The following is a 19,365-nucleotide window of genomic DNA, read 5'->3' on the forward strand; positions in this document are numbered from 1 at the left end:
AGTTTTAATTCTTAATCCTGACAAATAATGCAAGAATTGGTCAAAAATCCAGCAAAACCAGAGGCACTGGACACGGAAACTGTGAAGTTTGAAAAAATCAACACACACATCTATCAAGATTCAGAAAGTGCTTCTTGGTACGTTGCCAATGAGATTGCAAGTCTGATCAAACAAAAGGAGGAAAAAGGGGAAAAAGCGGTCCTTGGTTTGGCCACTGGCTCCACTCCTACCAAAGTTTATGATTATTTGGTTCAATTCCATAAAGAAGGAAGGCTAAGCTTTAAAAACGTGGTCACCTTTAATTTGGACGAATACTTTCCCATGGAACCCGATTCCATCCACAGCTATGTGCGTTTTATGAACGAGCATCTGTTTGACCATATTGATATTGAACCGTTCAACGTCCATATCCCAAATGGAAACCTTCCCAAGGACGATATCAAGAAATTCTGCGCGGATTATGAGGAGAAAATTCAAAATGTCGGGGGAATCGATATCCAAATATTGGGAATTGGTAGAACCGGACATATAGGTTTTAACGAGCCAGGTTCATCCCTGAGCAGCAAAACGCGTTTGGTTCGTTTGGACAGAGTTACCCGATTGGATGCCGCTAGCGACTTTTTTGGGGAAGAAAACGTTCCTCGAAGAGCCATCACCATGGGTGTTGGGACCATTATGAATGCCCGAAGAATCATACTAATGGCATGGGGAGAAGGCAAGGCACCCATTATCCATCAAGCAGTGGAGGGTGAAATCAAAGAATCTGTACCGGCTACATTCCTGCAACATCATGAAAATTGCGACTTTGTTATCGATGATGCTGCTTCTTCCTTTTTAACCCGTGTCAAAACCCCTTGGTTGGTCACTGAATGCGACTGGGATGAAAAATTGATTAAAACAGCTGCCATTTGGTTGTCCGAAAAATTGGGCAAAGCCATATTGAAATTGACCAATGAGGATTATAACGAATACGGAATGGGGAACTTGATTGCCGAGGTGGGTTCTGCAGAATCAATCAACCTTTCTGTTTTCAATCAGTTGCAACGAACCATCACTGGATGGCCTGGCGGAAAACCCAATGCCGATGACAGCCAACGTCCAGAAAGGGCACAGCCATACCCTAAAACTTCCCTGATTTTCAGTCCACACCCTGATGATGATGTGATTTCCATGGGTGGCACCTTATTGCGATTGGTGGACCAAGGACATGATGTACACGTAGCATATCAAACCTCCGGAAATATTGCGGTTTTTGATGATGAGGTCATCCGTTTCTTGGATTTTGCCACTGATGTACAAAAAGAAAACAAAGAACTTAAAAAGCAGTTCAAGCAGGTTCGTGAGTTCCTCGCCTCAAAAAAACCTGGGGAAATAGACAGTGCGGAAGTTCAAAACTTTAAAGGATTGATTCGCAAGGGAGAGGCGCTATCTGCTTGTCGTTATTGTGGTGTTCCTGAAGAGAATGCACACTTTCAAAACCTCCCATTTTACGAGACCGGAGCGGTTCGAAAAAAGCCAATTTCCGATGAGGATGTTGAAATCACCTATCAGCTGCTCAACAAGATAAAACCACACCAAATTTTTGCCGCGGGTGACCTTTCCGACCCACATGGTACCCACAGGGTTTGTTTGGATGTGATTTTCAGGGCCATTCAACGGTTGTTGGATGAAGGTTCTGACTGGATACGAAATTGTTACGTATGGTTGTATCGCGGTGCTTGGCAAGAATGGGATATTGCAGATATGGAAATGGCCGTACCCATTGGCCCAAAAGATATGGCACGAAAAATCAATGCCATTTTCAAACACCAATCCCAAAAAGACAGTGCCATGTTCCCCGGAAATGACGAAAGGGAGTTCTGGCAACGTGCCGAGCAACGAAACAAGCTCACTGCCAATCGATATAATGCGTTGGGCATGGCAGAATACGAGGCCATGGAAGGTTTTGTTCGCTATCGATTTGATTCCAAATAACAGCACGTATTGAAAATTTCCATTAAGTAGTTTTAATTGTTTAATTAATTCAAAAAGGCCTACATTTAGTTTTAAAGTAGGCCTTTTCAGCTTTTATGCGTACCATTTTATCTTTATCGATTCTCTTTGTTTTTTTAGCTTCATGTGCGGTTACCAAGGCTCCTAAAACCGAGTTTAGGGGTGTTTGGATTGCCACAGTGGCTAATATTGACTGGCCCAAAAATCCAAATGATTCCCCAGAGAAAAAAAAGCAGGATTTTACCGCCATTCTGGATTTTTATCAAGAGTTGAACTTCAACGCTGCAATTGTCCAAGTGAGAACCGCTGGCGATGCCTTTTACAAGACTGATTTGGCGCCGTGGTCCAAATATCTTTCCGGAAAAGAAGGGGAAGCTCCCCAAGGTTTTGATGATCCATTGTTATGGATGATTGAGGAGACTCATAAACGGGGTATGGAATTCCATGCTTGGCTTAATCCCTATCGTGCTACATTTGATTTGGATACTTTGGCCCTTTCCCAAAACCATGATTTTTACCAGCACCCGGACTGGATGGTGAAATATGGCAAAAAATACTACTACAATCCCGGATTGCCCGAGGTACAAAAGAAATTCGCCAAAATCGTAGAGGAATTGGTGGTTAACTATGAGTTGGATGCCATTCATTTTGATGATTATTTCTATCCCTATAAAATAGAAGGTGAAGTATTCAACGATTCGCTGACATTCCAAACCTACGGTTTGCCCAATCAAACCTTAGAGGATTGGCGGCGTAGCAATGTAGATTCCTTGGTGAAAAATGTTTACCAAACCATCAAGAAAAACAGGCCGTGGGTACAATTTGGCATCAGTCCGTTTGGCGTTTGGAAAAACAAAAGCACAGACCCTTCAGGTTCAGATACCAGGGCGGGACAAACCACCTATGAAGATTTGTACGCAGACCCTGTCCTTTGGGTCAAAGAAGGCTGGTTGGACTATTTGGCGCCACAAGCCTATTGGAGTATGGACTACCCACACGCTTCCCATAGAGCCGTAGGTTCTTGGTGGGCCAATACCACTCCCAACACCAATTTGTATCTCGGGAACGGAGCCTACAAAATCAAAAACAACAGTGATAAAGCTTGGGACAAAAAGAAGGAAATTCCAAAACAGTTGACCTTTGCCAGAGAGCAGAAAAATATTGACGGCAACATCTTTTTTAGTGCCAAATCTTTGATTGGTCAGCACGAAAAAGTAGTAAAGACTCTAAAAAGAAAATTCTACAGGTTCCCCGCTGAAAACCCTGCAACACCGCAAAGAACTTTAAGGGAAATTCAGCTTCCCGGAATTGAATCTGTTCAAAAACAAAATGATGTTTTGGACATCTGCATCTCACATACCGATTCCGTGCCTAGATTCCTGAATTACTATCAACTGAATGCCGACGAAAAACAACTCATAGGAAAGGAGTATCTTTCCGAAAGTCAAAATTCAGGCTGTTTTCAGCTCAAATTGACCAAAAAGCAACAAAGAAACAAGGTGGGTATTTCTGTATCCGACGCCTTCGGCGATGAAAGCGCAGTGCTACCTTTAAATTTTTAAAACCACGAAAATGAGTGTCGCACCAAAAGACAAAAATGCTTGGCTATGGATTCCTTTCCTCTATTTCACCCAAGGGATTCCCTATATTTTGGTGGTGACCGTTTCCGTAATCATGTACAAACGGCTCGGTATCGGTAATGCTGAAATCGGACTCTATACCAGTTGGCTTTACCTTCCTTGGGTACTGAAACCACTTTGGAGTCCCATCGTGGATTTAAATGGAACCAAAAGAAACTGGTTTTTGATCATGCAACTGATGATTTCCGCTGCCTTTTTGGGCATAGGTCTTTTTGTTCCCTCCAATTCCTTTTTCATCATCACCTTGGCTTTCTTTTGGATGGCTGCTTTCGCTTCGGCCACCAATGATATTGCTTCGGATGGCTACTACATGTTGGGGCTCACCCAAAAAAAACAGTCCTTTTTTATTGGGGTACGAAGTACCTTCTATCGGTTGGCCATGGTTACCGGACAAGGGCTCTTGGTCATTTTTGCCGGATTTTTAGAAAACAAGTATGGAGACAATACCAAAGCATGGTCCATGACCATGGTATGTGCTGCGGTGCTCATGCTAATATTGACAATTGCCAATTTTTTTAGTGCTCCTAAATTTGAAACCAAACACACCAAACTCGAAGAAAAACCAGGAGGATTTTTGCAGGTTTTTGCTTCATTTTTTCAGAAAAATCAAATTGGAATAGCGCTGTTGTTTATTCTAACCTATCGTTTAGGGGAATCACAATTGGTGAAAATGACCTCTCCCTTTCTATTGGACAAATTGGAAGTGGGCGGTTTGGGATATTCCACAGAAGCCGTCGGAACCATTTACGGAACCGTGGGAATCATTATGCTATCCCTTGGAGGCATACTGGGAGGTATCCTAATTTCCCGGGATGGACTAAAAAAATGGATGCTCCCCATGCTACTGGCCCTTAACCTCCCAAACGCCCTTTATGCGCTATTGGCCGTTACTCAAACCACCAGTATTTACGCAGTCGTTGGCACCGTGATTTTGGAACAATTTGGGTATGGATTCGGTTTTACTGCCTTTATGATGTACCTTATTTTTGTGGCCGAAGGCGTTTCAAAAACATCACACTACGCTATAGCCACCGGGTTTATGGCTTTGGGCATGATGCTACCCGGAATGGTCAGCGGATACATTCAGGAATGGTTGGGGTATGATGGCTTCTTTATCTGGGTGGTGATAGCAGCCATACCGGCATTTTTGGTGCTCAAATTTCTAAAATATCCCGCTGATTACGGCAAAAAGACCAATGAAACCAATGCCTAAAGAAATCGTTCCATATTCAATTGCACAAGACCAACTTAGTCTACAAGAAAAAGTGGGGCAATTGTTCATGCTGGCCGCTTTCATCAATGACACTGAAGAGGAAGTTCAAGAAATGGAGCGATTGATTAAGGAACATCACATTGGTGCGCTTTGCTTTTTTCACAGTCGAGCCAGTGCCGCCACCAACTTTGAAGGCAAAAAAGCGGTTGTTCACAACGAAAACAGCTATGACCGTTTAAAAGAACTTATCGCACGCTATCAAAACGCTGCAAAATATCCACTACTGATGGCAATGGATGCGGAATGGGGCCTTGCCATGCGTATTGAAAACACCCCCCAATATCCTTATGCGATTACCTTAGGAGCCATTCAAAACAATGATGTATTGATTTTTGATGTGGGTCAGCGAATAGGTTTGGATTGTAGGAAAGCTGGCATCCATTGGAACCTTGCCCCTGTGGTGGACATCAACAGCAATCCCGATAATCCAGTGATTGGCTATCGTTCCTTCGGCGATGACAAAGAACAAGTTTCCACTAAGGCAGAAGCTTTTTTAAAAGGGATGAAAAGTATGGGGACCTTAAATTCCATCAAGCACTTTCCTGGGCATGGGGATACAGCCACGGATTCCCATTTAGGACTACCGGTCATTGATAAATCGCTCGAAGAACTAAGGAAAAATGAGCTGTTTCCATTTCAAAAGTTGATTCAAGTAGGGGTTGATTCTGTGATGGTGGGGCATTTATCATTGCCTAAATTGGATAGCGAAGAACCTTCCACTACCTCGTCAAAAATCATTACGGGTTTACTTCGAAATAAATTGGGTTTTGAAGGGGTAATCATTTCCGACGCCCTGAACATGCATGCTGTCTCAAAAAAATATCCGAAAGCGGGCAAACTTGAAGCTGCCGCTTTTACTGCAGGCATGGATGTGCTTTGTTTTAGCGAGCACCCCGCAGAGGGTATTGAAAACATTTTGAACGACGCCTCTGAAAGTCGGATTGAAGAAAGCTTCAAACGAATATGGAAACTTAAGGAAATCGCTTTTTCAGCGAACAGTTTTCCTGAAACCCAAGAGATAAATGATGTCTCAGTTTTGAACAGAATGATTGCCAAAAATTCGCTGACGGAAGTTTTTAATAACCCAAAAGGAGCAAAAGAATTCAGGAATTCTTCTTTCATCAATCTTTCTTTTGCCCCAAACAAGAGCAACCATTTTTTCAAAAAATTGGAAGAGGATTTCCAACAAAAGACCTGGGAACTATCCTCACAATTTCTAGAAATAAAAAAGGAACTGGAGAAACATCAAAATGTAGTGCTCGCTCTTTTCCCTCCATCGATAAAACCTAAAAATCAGTTTGGTTTTGATGCAGAGCTTTTGAATTTCATCCAAAAACTGTCAGCAGAAAAAAATGTCCTACTGTACCTATTTGGAAACCCATACGTTTTGGATATTTTAGGATTGCATTCCAATTCAAACACTGTTTTGGTCTATCAAGATTTTAAAGAATTTCAAGAAGAGGCTGTTCGTCATTTTAAGGGAGAGGCAACAGCGCTTGGAAAGCTATCCATCACACTAAAAACCTTCAAATATGAGTAGTGTTTATAAAGTTTTAGGGTTGATGTCCGGCACCTCATTGGATGGATTGGATATGGCCTATTGCCATCTATGGGAAGAGAACGGCCATTGGGAATTTTCCATTGAGCAGACTAAAGAATTACCGTACTCCGATGACATACGTGAATACCTCAAAAATGCCATTTATCTCTCTGAAGAGGACCATGCCCAACTTCATATAGACTATGGAAAATGGTTGGGAGAGCAGGCCAAAACTTTTATTGAGGAGCGGGGTCTTGAGGTTGATTTTATTGCCAGTCATGGTCATACTTCGCACCACCGCCCTGAGGATGGGATAACTTTCCAGTTAGGGGATGGACAGGTTTTATCCAACATGAGTGGAAAACAGGTGGTGTGCGATTTTAGAACCACGGATGTTTCCTTGGGTGGGCAAGGTGCTCCTTTGGTTCCCATTGGAGACAGATTATTGTTCCATGAATATGATTTCTGCTTGAATCTGGGGGGCATCAGCAATATTTCGTTTGAAAAAGACGGAGCTCGAATTGCTTTCGATATAGGAATGGCTAATATGCCTCTGAATTATATCACCCATAAAATGGGAATGGCTTATGACGAAAATGGAAAGTTGGCCCAAAGTGGAAAAATGGATGAAGCGTTACTGAAAAAACTCAACCAGTTGGAATTTTATCATCTTCCCCACCCAAAATCAACCGGTTATGAATGGTTCACCGAAAAGATTGTCCCCCTGATTGAAGCTTCAGAAAGTACGGATGCTGACCTTCTTCATACTTTTATCCATCATAATTGTGAGCAGATTGCTTTGCAGGTACACAAGTATGCCAACAAACCCAAAAGTACACTTTTGGCAACCGGAGGCGGGGCATTGAACAATTTCTTTATGGATACTCTACAAGAAAAACTAGGTACTTCTGTAACGGTAATCATTCCCAGTAAAACCTTGATTGCCTATAAAGAGGCCTTAGTTTTTGCCTTTATGGGAGTACTGCGTCTAAAGGGTATCACGAATGTACTTTCCTCAGTTACTGGAGCACGAGAGGATTCCTGCAGTGGCTACGTCTTTTTTCCGGAAAATTCTTAAACCGTCACCAACCGTTTAGGCCGCTTCACCATCATAAAGATGAGGAGTGAAACCAGTCCACAAACACCCAGTCCAACAAAAACGGGCCAAACACTGTGTTCCACAAATTCACCAATAAAAGTGGCTATTGGAATCGAAATAATGGTGGATACACAACCATTGATGGCTGCTCCAATTCCAGCAATATGGCCGATGGGTTCCATAGCAATGGAACGAAAATTCCCCCACATAAATCCAAGGCAAAAGAATTGTACGGATAGAAATGCCACCAACACAAAAATGCTGGGATTTGGTGAGTTCAAGAATAACACAGCATACATTAAAGCGATAATCGTAAAGGCCAACGTAGCCATCCACGATAACTTTCGCATTCCAAAACGCATCACCAAAGTCCCATTTAAAAAGGTGGAAAGCCCTATTGAAATGGCCAATCCCGCAAAAATATAGGGGAAGACTTCTTTTAGGTTATAGATTTCTTCGAAAATATGCTGGGCCGAACTCAGATAGACCAAAAACGCTCCTGTCACCAAGCCTGAAATGATGGTAAAGGCCACCGTTTCCCTATACTTGACAAATTCCTTAAGGCCATCAATAAAAACATGGCTCGAAAATGGAATTTTATACTCCGGATGCAAAGTTTCAGGTTGTCTTTTCCAAAACCAAACAGAAATAAGGACCGCAAAAATGAGCTGCGCATAAAAAATGGCTTCCCATCCGAATCCATCCATAATCACTTTTCCTATGGCTGGCGCTACAACAGGCACCAAAATAAAGAAGGCCACCACAAAAGACATGATTTTAGCCATGTAATCGCCTTCATACGTATCCCGAATGATGGATATGGCTATAGTTCGTGGTGCTGATAGACCAATGCCCTGTAAAATTCTTCCAATCACCATTATTTCCAATGAGGGAGCATACAAACAAATGAGACTCGCCACTAAAAACAGGGAAAAACCAACATAAACAACGGGCTTTCGTCCATAACAATCGGAGAGGGGACCGAAGAACAACTGTCCTACACCTAGCCCTAGAAAAATCATGGTAACCAGTAACTGATGGTCCTTGGAGTCGTAACTGTTTATAGCTTCACCAATTTGTGAAATTGCAGGTAAAATAGCATCAATCGCCAATGCCACAATGGACATTAAAGCGGCCATTAGAGCTATAAATTCGAAGTTGGGTTTCTGATTTTCTTTTTGCATGGCGCAAAATTAGACATACCCCATGGATTGATGAAGTTTTTAAGAAAGTATTAGTGTTATGTTTTTATTACTCTTTTATGTGGCTATGTTCCATTTTTACAACGGAATATTCCCATGCTTCCGCTTGGGTGGCTCCACATGCTTTTTCTCCAACATGGCGAAGGCTTTAAGCAGTTTACGTCTAGTCTCTTTTGGTAAAATAACCTCATCTATAAATCCACGTTGTGCAGCACGATAGGGATTGGCAAATTTTTCTGCATATTCCGCTTCTTTTTCCTTTAATTTAGCCACAGGGTCATCAGCTTCGGCAATTTCTCGTCTGAAAATAATCTCACTGGCCCCTTTGGCGCCCATCACAGCAATTTCGGCAGATGGCCAAGCAAAGTTAAAATCCGCACCAATATGTTTGGAGTTCATTACGTCATAGGCCCCACCGTAGGCTTTTCGAGTAATGACAGTGACTCGTGGCACGGTTGCTTCGCTTAGGGCATACAACAATTTTGCCCCGTGCATGATGATACCGCTCCATTCTTGGTCCGTACCAGGCAAAAATCCGGGAACATCCACCAAAACCAATAATGGGATATTGAAGGCATCGCAAAAACGAGTGAAACGAGCCGCTTTTCGAGAACTTTTTACTCCCAAAACTCCGGCTAGGAACATTGGCTGGTTGGCAATAATTCCGATGCTTCGACCACCCAATCGAGCAAAACCCACTATGATGTTTTCCGCATAGTCCTTGTGAATTTCGTAGAACGACTCGGAGTCGATAATGCCCTTGATCACATCGTGCATATCATAGGGTTTGTTGGGATTATCAGGAACGATGCTCGACAATTCTTCCCGAAGTTCTTCGCCCAATGCATACTCTTGATGTGGAGGATGTTCGGTATTATTTTGAGGCAAATATTCCATCAGTTTTTTGATGTCGTCCAAACAAGCCGCATCATTGGACGAGGTTTTATGGGCCACCCCAGATTTAACGGCATGTGCACTGGCACCGCCCAATTCTTCCGAAGTCACCTCCTCATTGGTCACCGTCTTCACTACGTTAGGTCCGGTCACGAACATATAACTGGTCTCCTCGACCATGATGATAAAATCGGTCATCGCCGGAGAATACACCGCGCCCCCTGCGCAGGGGCCCATCACTGCGGATATTTGTGGAATCACGCCCGAGGCCTGTACATTTCGGTAAAAAATATCGGCATAGCCCCCAAGGGATTTTACCCCTTCCTGAATACGGGCTCCCCCAGAATCGTTCAATCCAATAATGGGCGCTCCCACCTTCATGGCCAAGTCCATCACTTTACAGATTTTTTCAGCGTGAGTTTCCGATAATGCACCTCCAAATACCGTAAAATCTTGGGCATATACATACACCAATCGTCCATGGATAGTGCCGTACCCTGTGACCACCCCATCACCATAATAGACTTCCTTATCCATGCCGAAATCGGTGGTACGGTGGGTTACCAAAATGCCCATTTCCTCAAAAGAACCTTCATCCAAAAGGTAATGGATACGCTCCCTTGCGGTCAATTTTTTCTTTTGGTGCTGTTTTTCGATACGCTTTTCCCCACCACCCAATCGGGCCTGGGCCAATTTTTCTTCCAGTGCTTTTATTTTGGGGTCCATTGAGCTCAATTTATAGGGATTTTTACTGTTTTTTTATCTTCAAGATATTGATGCATTGAAGCTAGGGCCGCTATTTCAGCTTCCTTGGCATTTTTTTCATGGATTTTTTCTGGGGAATAGTGGTCCTTCACAAAATGGGTGTCAAAATTCCCAGACCGGAAAGCTTCATGCGCAAAAACAAAGCTCCCAAAAGGCAAGGTCGTTTGTACGCCTTTCACCTTGTAATTCTGAATGGCTTCCAGCATCAACTCCATGGCCTCCTCCCGGGTTTTACCGTAGGTAATCAGTTTGGAAAGCATGGGGTCGTAGTAAATAGGAATATCCATCCCTTCCCTAAAACCGTTATCTACCCTTACACCCTCGCCAACCGGCAATTGGTACGTTTCCAAAGTGCCTACACTAGGTAAAAAATCATTTAAGGGGTCTTCCGCATATACGCGTAATTCCAATGCATGCCCATGAATTTTTAGGTCATCTTGTTTTAGAGGGAGTTCTTCACCCCGGGCCACTTTTATCTGCAATTCCACCAAATCGACCCCAGTAATGAGTTCGGTAACGGGATGCTCCACCTGCAAACGCGTGTTCATTTCCAGAAAATAGAAATTATGGTCTGCATCCATTAAAAACTCCACGGTACCGGCCCCGACATAATCACAAGCCTTGGCTACTTTGGTCGCTGCAATGCCCATTTCTTCACGAAGTTCTGGGGTAAGAATGGATGAAGGGGCTTCTTCGACTACTTTTTGATGCCGTCTTTGCACACTGCACTCTCTTTCAAAAAAATGGAGCACATTGCCATGGGTATCGGCCATGACCTGCACTTCGATGTGTCGTGGAGAAGTCACATATTTTTCCACAAAAACGGAACCATCGCCGAAGGCGGATGTAGCCTCACTAATGGCACGTTTCATCCCGGATTCCAAATCCTGTTCTTTTTCTACAATCCGCATACCTTTTCCACCGCCGCCAGCAGAGGCTTTGATTAAAACCGGATAGCCAATCTCGTTGGCAATATCATGGGCTTTGGCGACATCGGTTATGGCTTCATCGATGCCGGGTACCATGGGAATGTTGTATTTTTTCACGGCTTCCTTGGCAGCCAATTTGCTGCCCATAATTCGGATGGCTTTGGATTTTGGCCCGATGAACGTCAAACCATTTTTCTCCACAGCTTCCGCGAAATCTGCATTTTCACTGAGGAAACCGTAGCCCGGGTGAATTCCGTCCACATGGAGTTTTTTGGCCACTTCAATGATTTTGTCCCCTTTTAGATAGGATTGGTTGGATGGTGCCGGTCCTATGCACACAGCCTCATCAGCAAATAGTACATGGGGCGCATTTCTGTCCACTTCAGAAAAAACCGCAACGGTACGAATACCCATTTTCTTTGCAGTTTTCATGACGCGAACCGCTATTTCTCCTCGGTTGGCAATCAATATTTTTTTCATGGTATCTTATTGAAATTCAATCAAAAGCTGTTTTTTATCCACGGCGTCACCTTGCTTCACGCTAATCTTTTTGATGACACCATTTCGGGGGGAAGTAATTATATTTTCCATCTTCATTGCTTCCAAGACCAAGAGCTGTTCGTCTTCTTGTACTTCCTGACCTTCTTCTACGGAAATATCCAAAATCAATCCTGGCATGGGAGCAGAAATGGAATCGACATTCTTGGCACCATTGGTAGCAAAACCCATTTTCTCGATGAGGTCATCCAAAGGGGTACGGATGGAAACCTCGTGTTCATTTCCATTGATACTGATGGTGTACAACCCTTTGTTGAAATCGGATGAAACAATCTCAACATGGTATGATGTGTCCTCTTTTAACATATGAAAACTGCCCTTACCTGACTTGATGATATCCAACCCAGAAATAGCATCCTCGGACAGCGGAAAGTCAAAGTTGCCGTCAACCTTGACCGTATATGAATTATCCATAAAAAAAGTTGCCATTGGTTACTAGCTAAATATAAGATTAATGATCAAAACCCGCACAAAGCTACTGCCATTAACTTTCAAGGATTATGACAACCGTCATTCATTATGCCGAAAATCAGTACTAACTATGCAAAAGCATTGGTTGATGGCAAATCTTATCAAATGCTTACTTTTGGGATTAAAATAATCTGTATGCTGATCCTAGGGATAGCGGGGGGCACAGGATGTGGGAAAACCACGGTTGTCAACCAAATTGTGGGCCAATTGCCGGAGAACGAAGTAGGCGTGATCTCCCAAGATTCCTATTACAACGATCTTTCACATTTAACGAAAGAGGAACGGAGCAAAATCAATTTTGACCATCCCAATTCCATAGATTTCGACCTTATGATTTCGCATTTGGAGGAATTACGGCAGGGAAAAACGGTGGACATTCCGGTCTACTCGTTTGTGGAAGAAACCCGATTGGAGGAAACCATCCCCACCCCTCCAAGCAAAGTAATGATCGTGGAGGGTATTTTGGTGTTGAGCAATCCGCAACTTCGGGATATGTTCGATATTAAAATATTTGTGCATGCCGATTCGGATGAACGTTTGATTCGACGTTTGCAACGCGATATTCGCGAACGGGGGCACGATTTGGAAAAGGTACTGACCCGTTACCAAACAGCCGTCAAGCCCATGCACGAGCAGTTCATTGAACCTTCAAAGGAGTTTGCGGATATCATCATCCCCAATAACCACTACAATACGGTTGCGGTGGATATTGTACGAACCATCATCAACAATAAATTGGTGTAGCTATGGGGTTGAAGGGATTGCGAAAGAAAAAATGGTTCAAAATCATGACCAATATGTACATTTTGGTATTGACCCTATTTGTGATTTGGATGGCTTTTTTTGATACGAATTCCATGCTCATCCATTTAGAGCTCCGAAGGGAAATCAAAAAACTGGAAGAGCAAAAAGAATTTTTGAAAGGTGAGATTGAAAAGGATAGAAAAGTTTTAGAAACATTATCGGATAAAGAAGAGCTTGAAAAATTCGCCCGTGAAAAATATTATATGAAAAAGGAAGGCGAAGAGATTTTTCTGATTGAATACGAAGACAGCTTAAAAAACAAAAATGATGAGTAATATCGGTTTGTTTGATGAGTTCCCCTCAGTTTCCGCAAAACAGTGGAAGCAAAAAATCCAGTTTGACCTGAAAGGCGCCGATTATAATGATGCCTTGGTCTGGGAATCTTTGGAGGGCATCAAGACCAAACCGTTTTACAATTCCGAGGATTTGGAAGGACTCAAAACCTACGATCTTCCCAAAAACCACGACTGGAACATAGCACAGACCATTTATGCTGGTGACGCTACCAAAGCCAACAAAAAAGCTTTGGACATTCGAAACAAAGGGGTGGAAAGTTTAATTTTCACCATTCCAACTGCCGATATTGACTTTGCAACCTTATTGGATGGAATGGATTTGGAGAGCACTCCGATTCACTTCAATTTTCAGTTTTTAGCAGTGGAGCCCATCAAAAAACTGATGACTTTTCTGGGGGACAAAACATCGCACGTTTATCTTCATATTGATATCATTACAAATCTTGCAAGAAGTGGCAATTGGTTCCACAGTTTGGAGAAAGACCATGCCAATTTAGAAGAAATCCAATCCGTAACATCAAAAATAACAGGCGTTAACACCATTGGAGTTGACCTATCCCTTTATCAAAATGCAGGGGGCAATAGGGTACAACAATTAGCCTATGGATTGGCAAGTGCTAATGAATATTTGAATCATTTTAAGTCCAACAAAACCTTTCCAATTTCCTTTAAAGTGGCGGTTGGTGGCAACTATTTCTTTGAAATAGCCAAACTCAGGGCTTTGCGTTGGTTATGGAATAGTTTAGCAAAAGAATATGGTATTGAAAACGATTGTCACATCTTGGCAATTCCCTCAAAACGAAACAAAACGCTTTACGACTACAATGTGAATCTGCTTCGGACTACTTCGGAAAGTATGTCCGCAGTTTTAGGTGGAGCTGATACCGTTTGCAACCTCCCCTACGATGCCATCTATCACAAAGACAATGAATTTGGCGAGCGGATTGCGCGGAATCAATTGTTGTTATTGAAGGAAGAAAGCTATTTTGAAGAAGCTTCCCAAATTTCAAAAGGAGCTTATTACATTGAATCGCTAACGGAACAATTGGCCGAAAAAGCGCTAAACCTTTTCAAACAGATTGAAAAATCAGGAGGTTTTTTGGATGCCCTAAAAAAGGGAACGATTCTACAAAAAATCAAGGACAGTGCCGCCAAGGAGCAACAATTGTTTGATGATGCCCAAATCGTTTTGGTGGGTACCAACAAATTCCAAAACAAGCAGGACCGCATGAAGGAAAATCTGGAACTCTATCCTTTTGTAAAAACCAAGCCCAGAAAAACCTTGATAGAACCCATCATCGAAAAACGATTGGCCGAAACGGTGGAACAAAAAAGATTGGACGATGAATAGAAAAGACCTTCAACAATTGGAATTGGTTAGTGGGTCAATCGCCCGCCTGCCGGACGGGCAGGGAGTCAAGACCTCATACACTGGAAATGAAAATTTTGCCGCAGGCATAGAACCTTTCCTACGCGGCCCCTACTCCACCATGTATGTTCGGAGGCCGTGGACCATTCGTCAATATGCGGGATTTTCCACCGCTGAGGAAAGCAATGCCTTCTATCGAAGAAATCTAGAGGCAGGCCAAAAGGGGCTTTCCGTGGCGTTCGACCTCCCTACGCACCGAGGTTACGATTCTGATAATGAACGTGTTGTTGGCGATGTCGGCAAAGCCGGGGTGGCCATCGATTCGGTGGAGGACATGAAAATTTTGTTCGATGGCATTCCGTTGGACCATATGTCCGTATCCATGACCATGAACGGGGCCGTTATTCCCATCATGGCTTTTTACATTGTGGCCGCTGAAGAGCAGGGCGTATCCTTGGAACAACTTTCTGGGACCATTCAAAACGATATATTAAAGGAGTTTATGGTGCGGAATACATATATCTATCCGCCTACGCCCTCCATGCAAATCGTGGCCGATATTTTTGAGTTTGCCAGTCAAAATATGCCCCGATTCAACAGCATTAGCATTTCGGGTTACCACATGCATGAAGCAGGTGCTCCGGCGGCCATGGAATTGGCCTATACGTTGGCCGATGGGATTGAATACATCCGTACCGGAATCAAGGCTGGCTTGAAAATTGATGAATTTGCACCTCGACTCTCCTTTTTCTGGGGGATTGGGATGAACCACTTCACTGAAATTGCCAAAATGAGGGCCGGACGAATGCTTTGGGCAAAACTCGTGAAGCAATTCAATCCAAAAAATGAAAAATCCCTCATGCTCCGTACCCACAGTCAAACCAGTGGATGGAGTTTGACCGAACAAGATCCTTTCAACAATGTAGCCAGAACCACTATCGAGGCCATGGCAGCTGCGTTTGGAGGCACGCAGAGTTTGCATACCAATGCGTTGGACGAGGCCATTGCCCTACCCACCGATTTCTCCGCGCGCATTGCCCGAAATACCCAGATTTATTTACAGCAGGAGACGTACATTACCCGTACTGTTGACCCTTGGGCGGGAAGTCACGTAGTGGAAAAATTGACACAAGAAATCGCGGAAGAGGCTTGGAAATTGATTGAAGAGGTCGAAAAATTGGGTGGCATGACCAAAGCCATTGAGGGAGGTATTCCCAAAATGCGGATTGAAGAAGCCGCCGCCAAAAAACAAGCTCGAATTGACAGTGGTCAAGATGTGATTGTTGGGGTGAACAAATATCGATTGGAAGATGAGGATGATCTTCAAATTTTGGAGGTGGACAACGCCAAAGTACGTAAACAACAAATGGAACGCTTAGAGCACATTAAGTCCACTCGGGATGCATCTAAAGTTGAAAAAGCCTTGGATGCCATTCGAATCGCTTCCAAAAAAGCCATGCAAAACCAATCTGACCGGGGAAATTTGTTAGCTTTAGCGGTACAAGCGGCCAAAGCTCGTGCAACCATAGGTGAAATCAGTGATGCCATGGAGAGTGCGTTTGGACGTTACAAAGCTAAAATTCAATCCTTTACCGGAGTGTATTCCAAAGAAATCAAAGACGATAAAAGTTTTGAAAAGGCCCGAAAAATGGCCGATGAATTCGCTTTGCAAGAAGGGCGAAGACCCCGTATCATGGTGGCCAAAATGGGTCAGGATGGACATGACCGTGGGGCAAAAGTGGTGGCTACAGGCTATGCCGACCTTGGTTTTGATGTGGATATTGGCCCCTTGTTCCAAACCCCTTCCGAAGTGGCCAAACAAGCCGTGGAAAATGATGTGCACATTCTGGGCATTTCATCTTTGGCCGGAGGGCATAAAACTTTGGTGCCCGAAGTGGTTCAAGAATTGAAAAAAATAGGTCGCGAGGACATCATGGTTATCGTGGGTGGCGTCATTCCAAAACAGGATTACAACCATTTATTGGACAACGGTGCTGTTGCCGTATTTGGACCTGGCACAAAAATCAGTGATGCCGCCATTGAAATCTTAACGGTTTTGATGGAATAAGCACCCGTAACGATTTAATAAATACAACTTTAACTTTCTTTAACGCAGAATGCCCCAGTTATTCACCCTCTGTTAACAAAATACATTTTTTGGCGTCTCAAATAATCGTATTTTTAGCGCCTAACTTACTATGAAATGGGCAAGATTATTGCTATTGCAAACCAAAAGGGCGGTGTGGGCAAAACGACCACTACGGTAAACCTTGCTGCCTCCCTCGGTGTTTTGGAAAAGAAAGTGTTGCTGATTGACGCCGACCCCCAGGCAAACGCCACATCTGGTTTAGGAATTGATGTGGATTCTGTGGAACAAGGAACCTATCAGCTTTTGGAGCACACCATGCGTGTAGAAGAAGTCATCATCCCAACCGATTCCCCCAATGTTGATTTGGTCCCGGCACATATCGACTTAGTGGCCATTGAGATTGAATTGGTGGACAAGGACAATAGGGAGTACATGCTTAAGGAAGCTCTCAAAGATTTGGGCGACCGCTATGATTACGTTCTTATTGATTGCGCTCCATCTTTGGGGTTACTCACTCTGAATGCGCTAACTGCGGCAGATTCGGTGATGATTCCCATTCAATGCGAATACTTTGCGCTTGAAGGTCTTGGCAAATTGCTGAACACCGTAAAAAGCGTACAAAAAATACACAACAACGATTTGGACATTGAAGGCATGCTACTGACCATGTACGATTCCAGATTACGTTTATCCAACCAAGTTGTTGAAGAAGTAAAGAAACACTTTGCCGATATGGTGTTCGACACCATCATCCAAAGAAATGTTAGGCTGAGTGAAGCACCAAGTTATGGCGAGAGCATCATAAAATACGATGCCAGTAGTAAGGGCGCCTCCAATTACCTTAACTTGGCCAATGAGATTTTAAAGAAAAACAAGGAGAAAGTTTAGATGGCGAAAGCAACAAAAAAACAGGCTTTGGGAAGAGGCCTGTCCGCTCTATTGAAAGACCCCGAGAACGATATTCAATCCGTTTCGGATAAAAATGCGGACAAGGTCATAGGAAATGTGGTGGAATTGGAAATTGATTCCATTGAAATGAACCCCTTTCAGCCGCGTTCCAACTTTAACGACGAAGCCCTTGAAGAATTGGCCAGTTCCATCCGGGAGTTGGGCATCATTCAACCTATTACTGTCCGTAAGCTCGATTTCAACAAATTTCAGTTGGTTTCTGGGGAAAGGAGATACCGCGCCTCCAAATTGGTGGGCTTGGAGACCATTCCTGCCTATATCCGAATTGCCAACGACCAAGAATCCTTGGAAATGGCTTTGGTGGAAAACATCCAACGTCAGGATTTAGATCCCATTGAAATTGCGCTGTCCTACCAACGATTGATTGACGAAATCCAAATCACCCAAGAAAAATTGAGTGACCGCGTAGGCAAAAAACGTTCCACTATCACCAACTATCTTCGGTTGTTGAAATTGCACCCCATCATCCAAACGGGAATGCGGGATGGTTTCATCAGCATGGGGCATGGACGCGCACTTATAAACATCGATAAGAAAAAAGAACAGATTGCTGTTTATGAAAAAGTGGTTTCAGACGGGCTTTCCGTTCGTGAGACAGAGCGACTGGTTAAATCCCTGAAAGAGCCTCAAGGAGAATCCAACCCCACCAAAAAAGAAGCGAAAAAAGTACCCAGTTTTGCAACAAAAGGTGCTGATGCCTTAAAAGAATATTTATCCGCAAAAGTGGACATAACTGCTTCAGCCAGTGGTAAAGGTAAAATTGTGATTCCGTTTCACTCCGAGGAAGAGTTCCAGCGCATCAAAAAAATTGTGACAGGTGAATAAAAACCTCCTATTGTTGTTCTTTTTTTTGCTTTTTCTTCACGTTGGCTTTTCCCAAGAGGATGAAGAAAAAGAAGAAGAGGTGCAGCCTCAACCCACCGCCGTGGATACGCTGGCACAGGATTTGGAAAGAAAAGGCATTGTGGTTCAAGAGGTTACTGTGGAAAAGAAGCGAATCAACCCCTTAGCACCGAGCAAGGCGGCATTTTACTCCGCCGTATTTCCTGGGCTCGGTCAGATTTACAATAAACGGTATTGGAAAGCTCCAATAGTTTGGGGCGCCATAGGTACCGGGATTTACGTTTATTCCACGAACAACACCAATTACAGAAGTGCTCGAAATGCCTTCAAAAGAAGACTCGCTGGCTTTGAGGATGACGAATTTTTCGACATCAATGGAGATGGGGAAGGTCCAGATGTGTCTGACGAAGCACTGCAAGATGCGCAGGAACGTACACAGCGTGATCGGGATTTGGCGTTAGTGGTCACCATTGCCCTATACGCTTTGAATATTATTGATGCCAACGTGGATTCGCATCTAAAACAATACAATGTGGATGATAATCTTTCGATTGACTTTAAACCTTATCTGGATTTAAATCCACTGACCAAAGAGCCCAATTACGGAATGGCGCTGGTCATAAAATTTTAGC

Annotated in this window: 16 protein-coding genes; 12 read left to right on the forward strand and 4 right to left on the reverse strand. The window is 43.4% G+C overall.

Features of this window, described 5'->3' with window-relative positions:
• Nucleotides 1-27: 27 nt before the first annotated feature.
• The 5 genes from nagB to ACFSJE_RS14630 all read left to right on the forward strand — a co-directional run bounded on the left by nagB (nucleotide 28) and on the right by ACFSJE_RS14630 (nucleotide 7,523).
• A complete protein-coding gene (gene nagB / locus ACFSJE_RS14610; RefSeq protein WP_379831602.1) occupies nucleotides 28-1,974 on the forward strand; it encodes a glucosamine-6-phosphate deaminase in 1,947 nt (648 codons plus the stop codon).
• A gap of 95 nt (nucleotides 1,975-2,069) precedes the next feature.
• Nucleotides 2,070-3,554 carry a glycoside hydrolase family 10-like protein gene (locus ACFSJE_RS14615; protein ID WP_379831603.1) on the forward strand — a complete coding sequence of 495 codons (1,485 nt, stop codon included), beginning with the start codon at nucleotides 2,070-2,072 and terminating at the stop codon, nucleotides 3,552-3,554.
• Nucleotides 3,555-3,564: 10 nt separating this feature from the next.
• Nucleotides 3,565-4,845 carry an MFS transporter gene (locus tag ACFSJE_RS14620; protein WP_379831604.1) on the forward strand — a complete coding sequence of 427 codons (1,281 nt, stop codon included), beginning with the start codon at nucleotides 3,565-3,567 and terminating at the stop codon, nucleotides 4,843-4,845.
• A complete protein-coding gene (locus tag ACFSJE_RS14625) occupies nucleotides 4,838-6,445 on the forward strand; it encodes a glycoside hydrolase family 3 protein (protein WP_379831605.1) in 1,608 nt (535 codons plus the stop codon). Before ACFSJE_RS14620 ends, ACFSJE_RS14625 begins: the two co-directional genes overlap by 8 nt.
• Nucleotides 6,438-7,523 (forward strand): anhydro-N-acetylmuramic acid kinase, encoded by a 1,086-nt coding sequence (locus ACFSJE_RS14630; RefSeq protein WP_379831606.1) that lies wholly within the window; start codon nucleotides 6,438-6,440, stop codon nucleotides 7,521-7,523. The genes ACFSJE_RS14625 and ACFSJE_RS14630 overlap by 8 nt, the downstream gene beginning before the upstream one ends.
• Here ACFSJE_RS14630 and ACFSJE_RS14635 read toward each other — a convergent pair.
• From ACFSJE_RS14635 to ACFSJE_RS14650, 4 genes are all read right to left on the reverse strand, one after another.
• Nucleotides 7,520-8,728, reverse strand: a complete 1,209-nt coding sequence (locus ACFSJE_RS14635; protein WP_379831607.1) for a multidrug effflux MFS transporter — start codon at nucleotides 8,726-8,728, stop codon at nucleotides 7,520-7,522. The genes ACFSJE_RS14630 and ACFSJE_RS14635 overlap by 4 nt on opposite strands.
• 96 nt (nucleotides 8,729-8,824) lie before the next feature.
• Nucleotides 8,825-10,366 carry an acyl-CoA carboxylase subunit beta gene (locus tag ACFSJE_RS14640; RefSeq protein ID WP_379831608.1) on the reverse strand — a complete coding sequence of 514 codons (1,542 nt, stop codon included), beginning with the start codon at nucleotides 10,364-10,366 and terminating at the stop codon, nucleotides 8,825-8,827.
• Between the two features lie 5 nt (nucleotides 10,367-10,371).
• Nucleotides 10,372-11,814, reverse strand: coding sequence for an acetyl-CoA carboxylase biotin carboxylase subunit (accC, locus tag ACFSJE_RS14645; RefSeq protein WP_379831609.1), 1,443 nt, complete (start codon nucleotides 11,812-11,814; stop codon nucleotides 10,372-10,374).
• A 6-nt stretch (nucleotides 11,815-11,820) separates the two neighbouring features.
• On the reverse strand, nucleotides 11,821-12,306 hold the full coding sequence (locus tag ACFSJE_RS14650) for an acyl-CoA carboxylase biotin carboxyl carrier protein subunit (protein ID WP_379831610.1): 486 nt from the start codon (nucleotides 12,304-12,306) through the stop codon (nucleotides 11,821-11,823).
• Between the two features lie 192 nt (nucleotides 12,307-12,498).
• Between ACFSJE_RS14650 and udk the strand changes: the two genes are divergently transcribed.
• The 7 genes from udk to ACFSJE_RS14685 all read left to right on the forward strand — a co-directional run bounded on the left by udk (nucleotide 12,499) and on the right by ACFSJE_RS14685 (nucleotide 19,364).
• Nucleotides 12,499-13,107 (forward strand): uridine kinase, encoded by a 609-nt coding sequence (gene udk, locus ACFSJE_RS14655; protein WP_379831611.1) that lies wholly within the window; start codon nucleotides 12,499-12,501, stop codon nucleotides 13,105-13,107.
• Between the two features lie 2 nt (nucleotides 13,108-13,109).
• Nucleotides 13,110-13,442 carry an FtsB family cell division protein gene (locus ACFSJE_RS14660; protein WP_379831612.1) on the forward strand — a complete coding sequence of 111 codons (333 nt, stop codon included), beginning with the start codon at nucleotides 13,110-13,112 and terminating at the stop codon, nucleotides 13,440-13,442.
• Nucleotides 13,432-14,814 (forward strand): methylmalonyl-CoA mutase subunit beta, encoded by a 1,383-nt coding sequence (locus tag ACFSJE_RS14665; protein ID WP_379831613.1) that lies wholly within the window; start codon nucleotides 13,432-13,434, stop codon nucleotides 14,812-14,814. Before ACFSJE_RS14660 ends, ACFSJE_RS14665 begins: the two co-directional genes overlap by 11 nt.
• Nucleotides 14,807-16,900, forward strand: a complete 2,094-nt coding sequence (gene scpA / locus ACFSJE_RS14670; RefSeq protein WP_379831614.1) for a methylmalonyl-CoA mutase — start codon at nucleotides 14,807-14,809, stop codon at nucleotides 16,898-16,900. Before ACFSJE_RS14665 ends, scpA begins: the two co-directional genes overlap by 8 nt.
• Before the next feature lie 135 nt (nucleotides 16,901-17,035).
• Nucleotides 17,036-17,809, forward strand: a complete 774-nt coding sequence (locus ACFSJE_RS14675; protein WP_379831615.1) for a ParA family protein — start codon at nucleotides 17,036-17,038, stop codon at nucleotides 17,807-17,809.
• The gene (locus tag ACFSJE_RS14680) at nucleotides 17,810-18,715 is read left to right on the forward strand and encodes a ParB/RepB/Spo0J family partition protein (protein ID WP_379831616.1); all 906 of its coding nucleotides are present in this window, start codon (nucleotides 17,810-17,812) and stop codon (nucleotides 18,713-18,715) included. It abuts the gene before it with no gap.
• Nucleotides 18,708-19,364 (forward strand): DUF5683 domain-containing protein, encoded by a 657-nt coding sequence (locus ACFSJE_RS14685; protein WP_379831618.1) that lies wholly within the window; start codon nucleotides 18,708-18,710, stop codon nucleotides 19,362-19,364. Before ACFSJE_RS14680 ends, ACFSJE_RS14685 begins: the two co-directional genes overlap by 8 nt.
• The last annotated feature ends 1 nt before the right edge of the window (nucleotide 19,365 follow it).

It is taken from the genome of Flagellimonas iocasae (assembly GCF_042682725.1).
Lineage (GTDB): Bacteria > Bacteroidota > Bacteroidia > Flavobacteriales > Flavobacteriaceae > Flagellimonas > Flagellimonas iocasae.

What these genes read in the sequence shown, in the direction of transcription:
- nagB (WP_379831602.1), top strand. Translation starts at nt 28, where the DNA reads ATGCAAGAATTGGTCAAAAATCCAGCAAAACCAGAGGCACTGGACACG.
- ACFSJE_RS14615 (WP_379831603.1), top strand. Translation starts at nt 2,070, where the DNA reads ATGCGTACCATTTTATCTTTATCGATTCTCTTTGTTTTTTTAGCTTCA.
- ACFSJE_RS14620 (WP_379831604.1), top strand. Translation starts at nt 3,565, where the DNA reads ATGAGTGTCGCACCAAAAGACAAAAATGCTTGGCTATGGATTCCTTTC.
- ACFSJE_RS14625 (WP_379831605.1), top strand. Translation starts at nt 4,838, where the DNA reads ATGCCTAAAGAAATCGTTCCATATTCAATTGCACAAGACCAACTTAGT.
- ACFSJE_RS14630 (WP_379831606.1), top strand. Translation starts at nt 6,438, where the DNA reads ATGAGTAGTGTTTATAAAGTTTTAGGGTTGATGTCCGGCACCTCATTG.
- ACFSJE_RS14635 (WP_379831607.1), bottom strand. Translation starts at nt 8,728, where the DNA reads ATGCAAAAAGAAAATCAGAAACCCAACTTCGAATTTATAGCTCTAATG.
- ACFSJE_RS14640 (WP_379831608.1), bottom strand. Translation starts at nt 10,366, where the DNA reads ATGGACCCCAAAATAAAAGCACTGGAAGAAAAATTGGCCCAGGCCCGA.
- accC (WP_379831609.1), bottom strand. Translation starts at nt 11,814, where the DNA reads ATGAAAAAAATATTGATTGCCAACCGAGGAGAAATAGCGGTTCGCGTC.
- ACFSJE_RS14650 (WP_379831610.1), bottom strand. Translation starts at nt 12,306, where the DNA reads ATGGATAATTCATATACGGTCAAGGTTGACGGCAACTTTGACTTTCCG.
- udk (WP_379831611.1), top strand. Translation starts at nt 12,499, where the DNA reads ATGCTGATCCTAGGGATAGCGGGGGGCACAGGATGTGGGAAAACCACG.
- ACFSJE_RS14660 (WP_379831612.1), top strand. Translation starts at nt 13,110, where the DNA reads ATGGGGTTGAAGGGATTGCGAAAGAAAAAATGGTTCAAAATCATGACC.
- ACFSJE_RS14665 (WP_379831613.1), top strand. Translation starts at nt 13,432, where the DNA reads ATGATGAGTAATATCGGTTTGTTTGATGAGTTCCCCTCAGTTTCCGCA.
- scpA (WP_379831614.1), top strand. Translation starts at nt 14,807, where the DNA reads ATGAATAGAAAAGACCTTCAACAATTGGAATTGGTTAGTGGGTCAATC.
- ACFSJE_RS14675 (WP_379831615.1), top strand. Translation starts at nt 17,036, where the DNA reads ATGGGCAAGATTATTGCTATTGCAAACCAAAAGGGCGGTGTGGGCAAA.
- ACFSJE_RS14680 (WP_379831616.1), top strand. Translation starts at nt 17,810, where the DNA reads ATGGCGAAAGCAACAAAAAAACAGGCTTTGGGAAGAGGCCTGTCCGCT.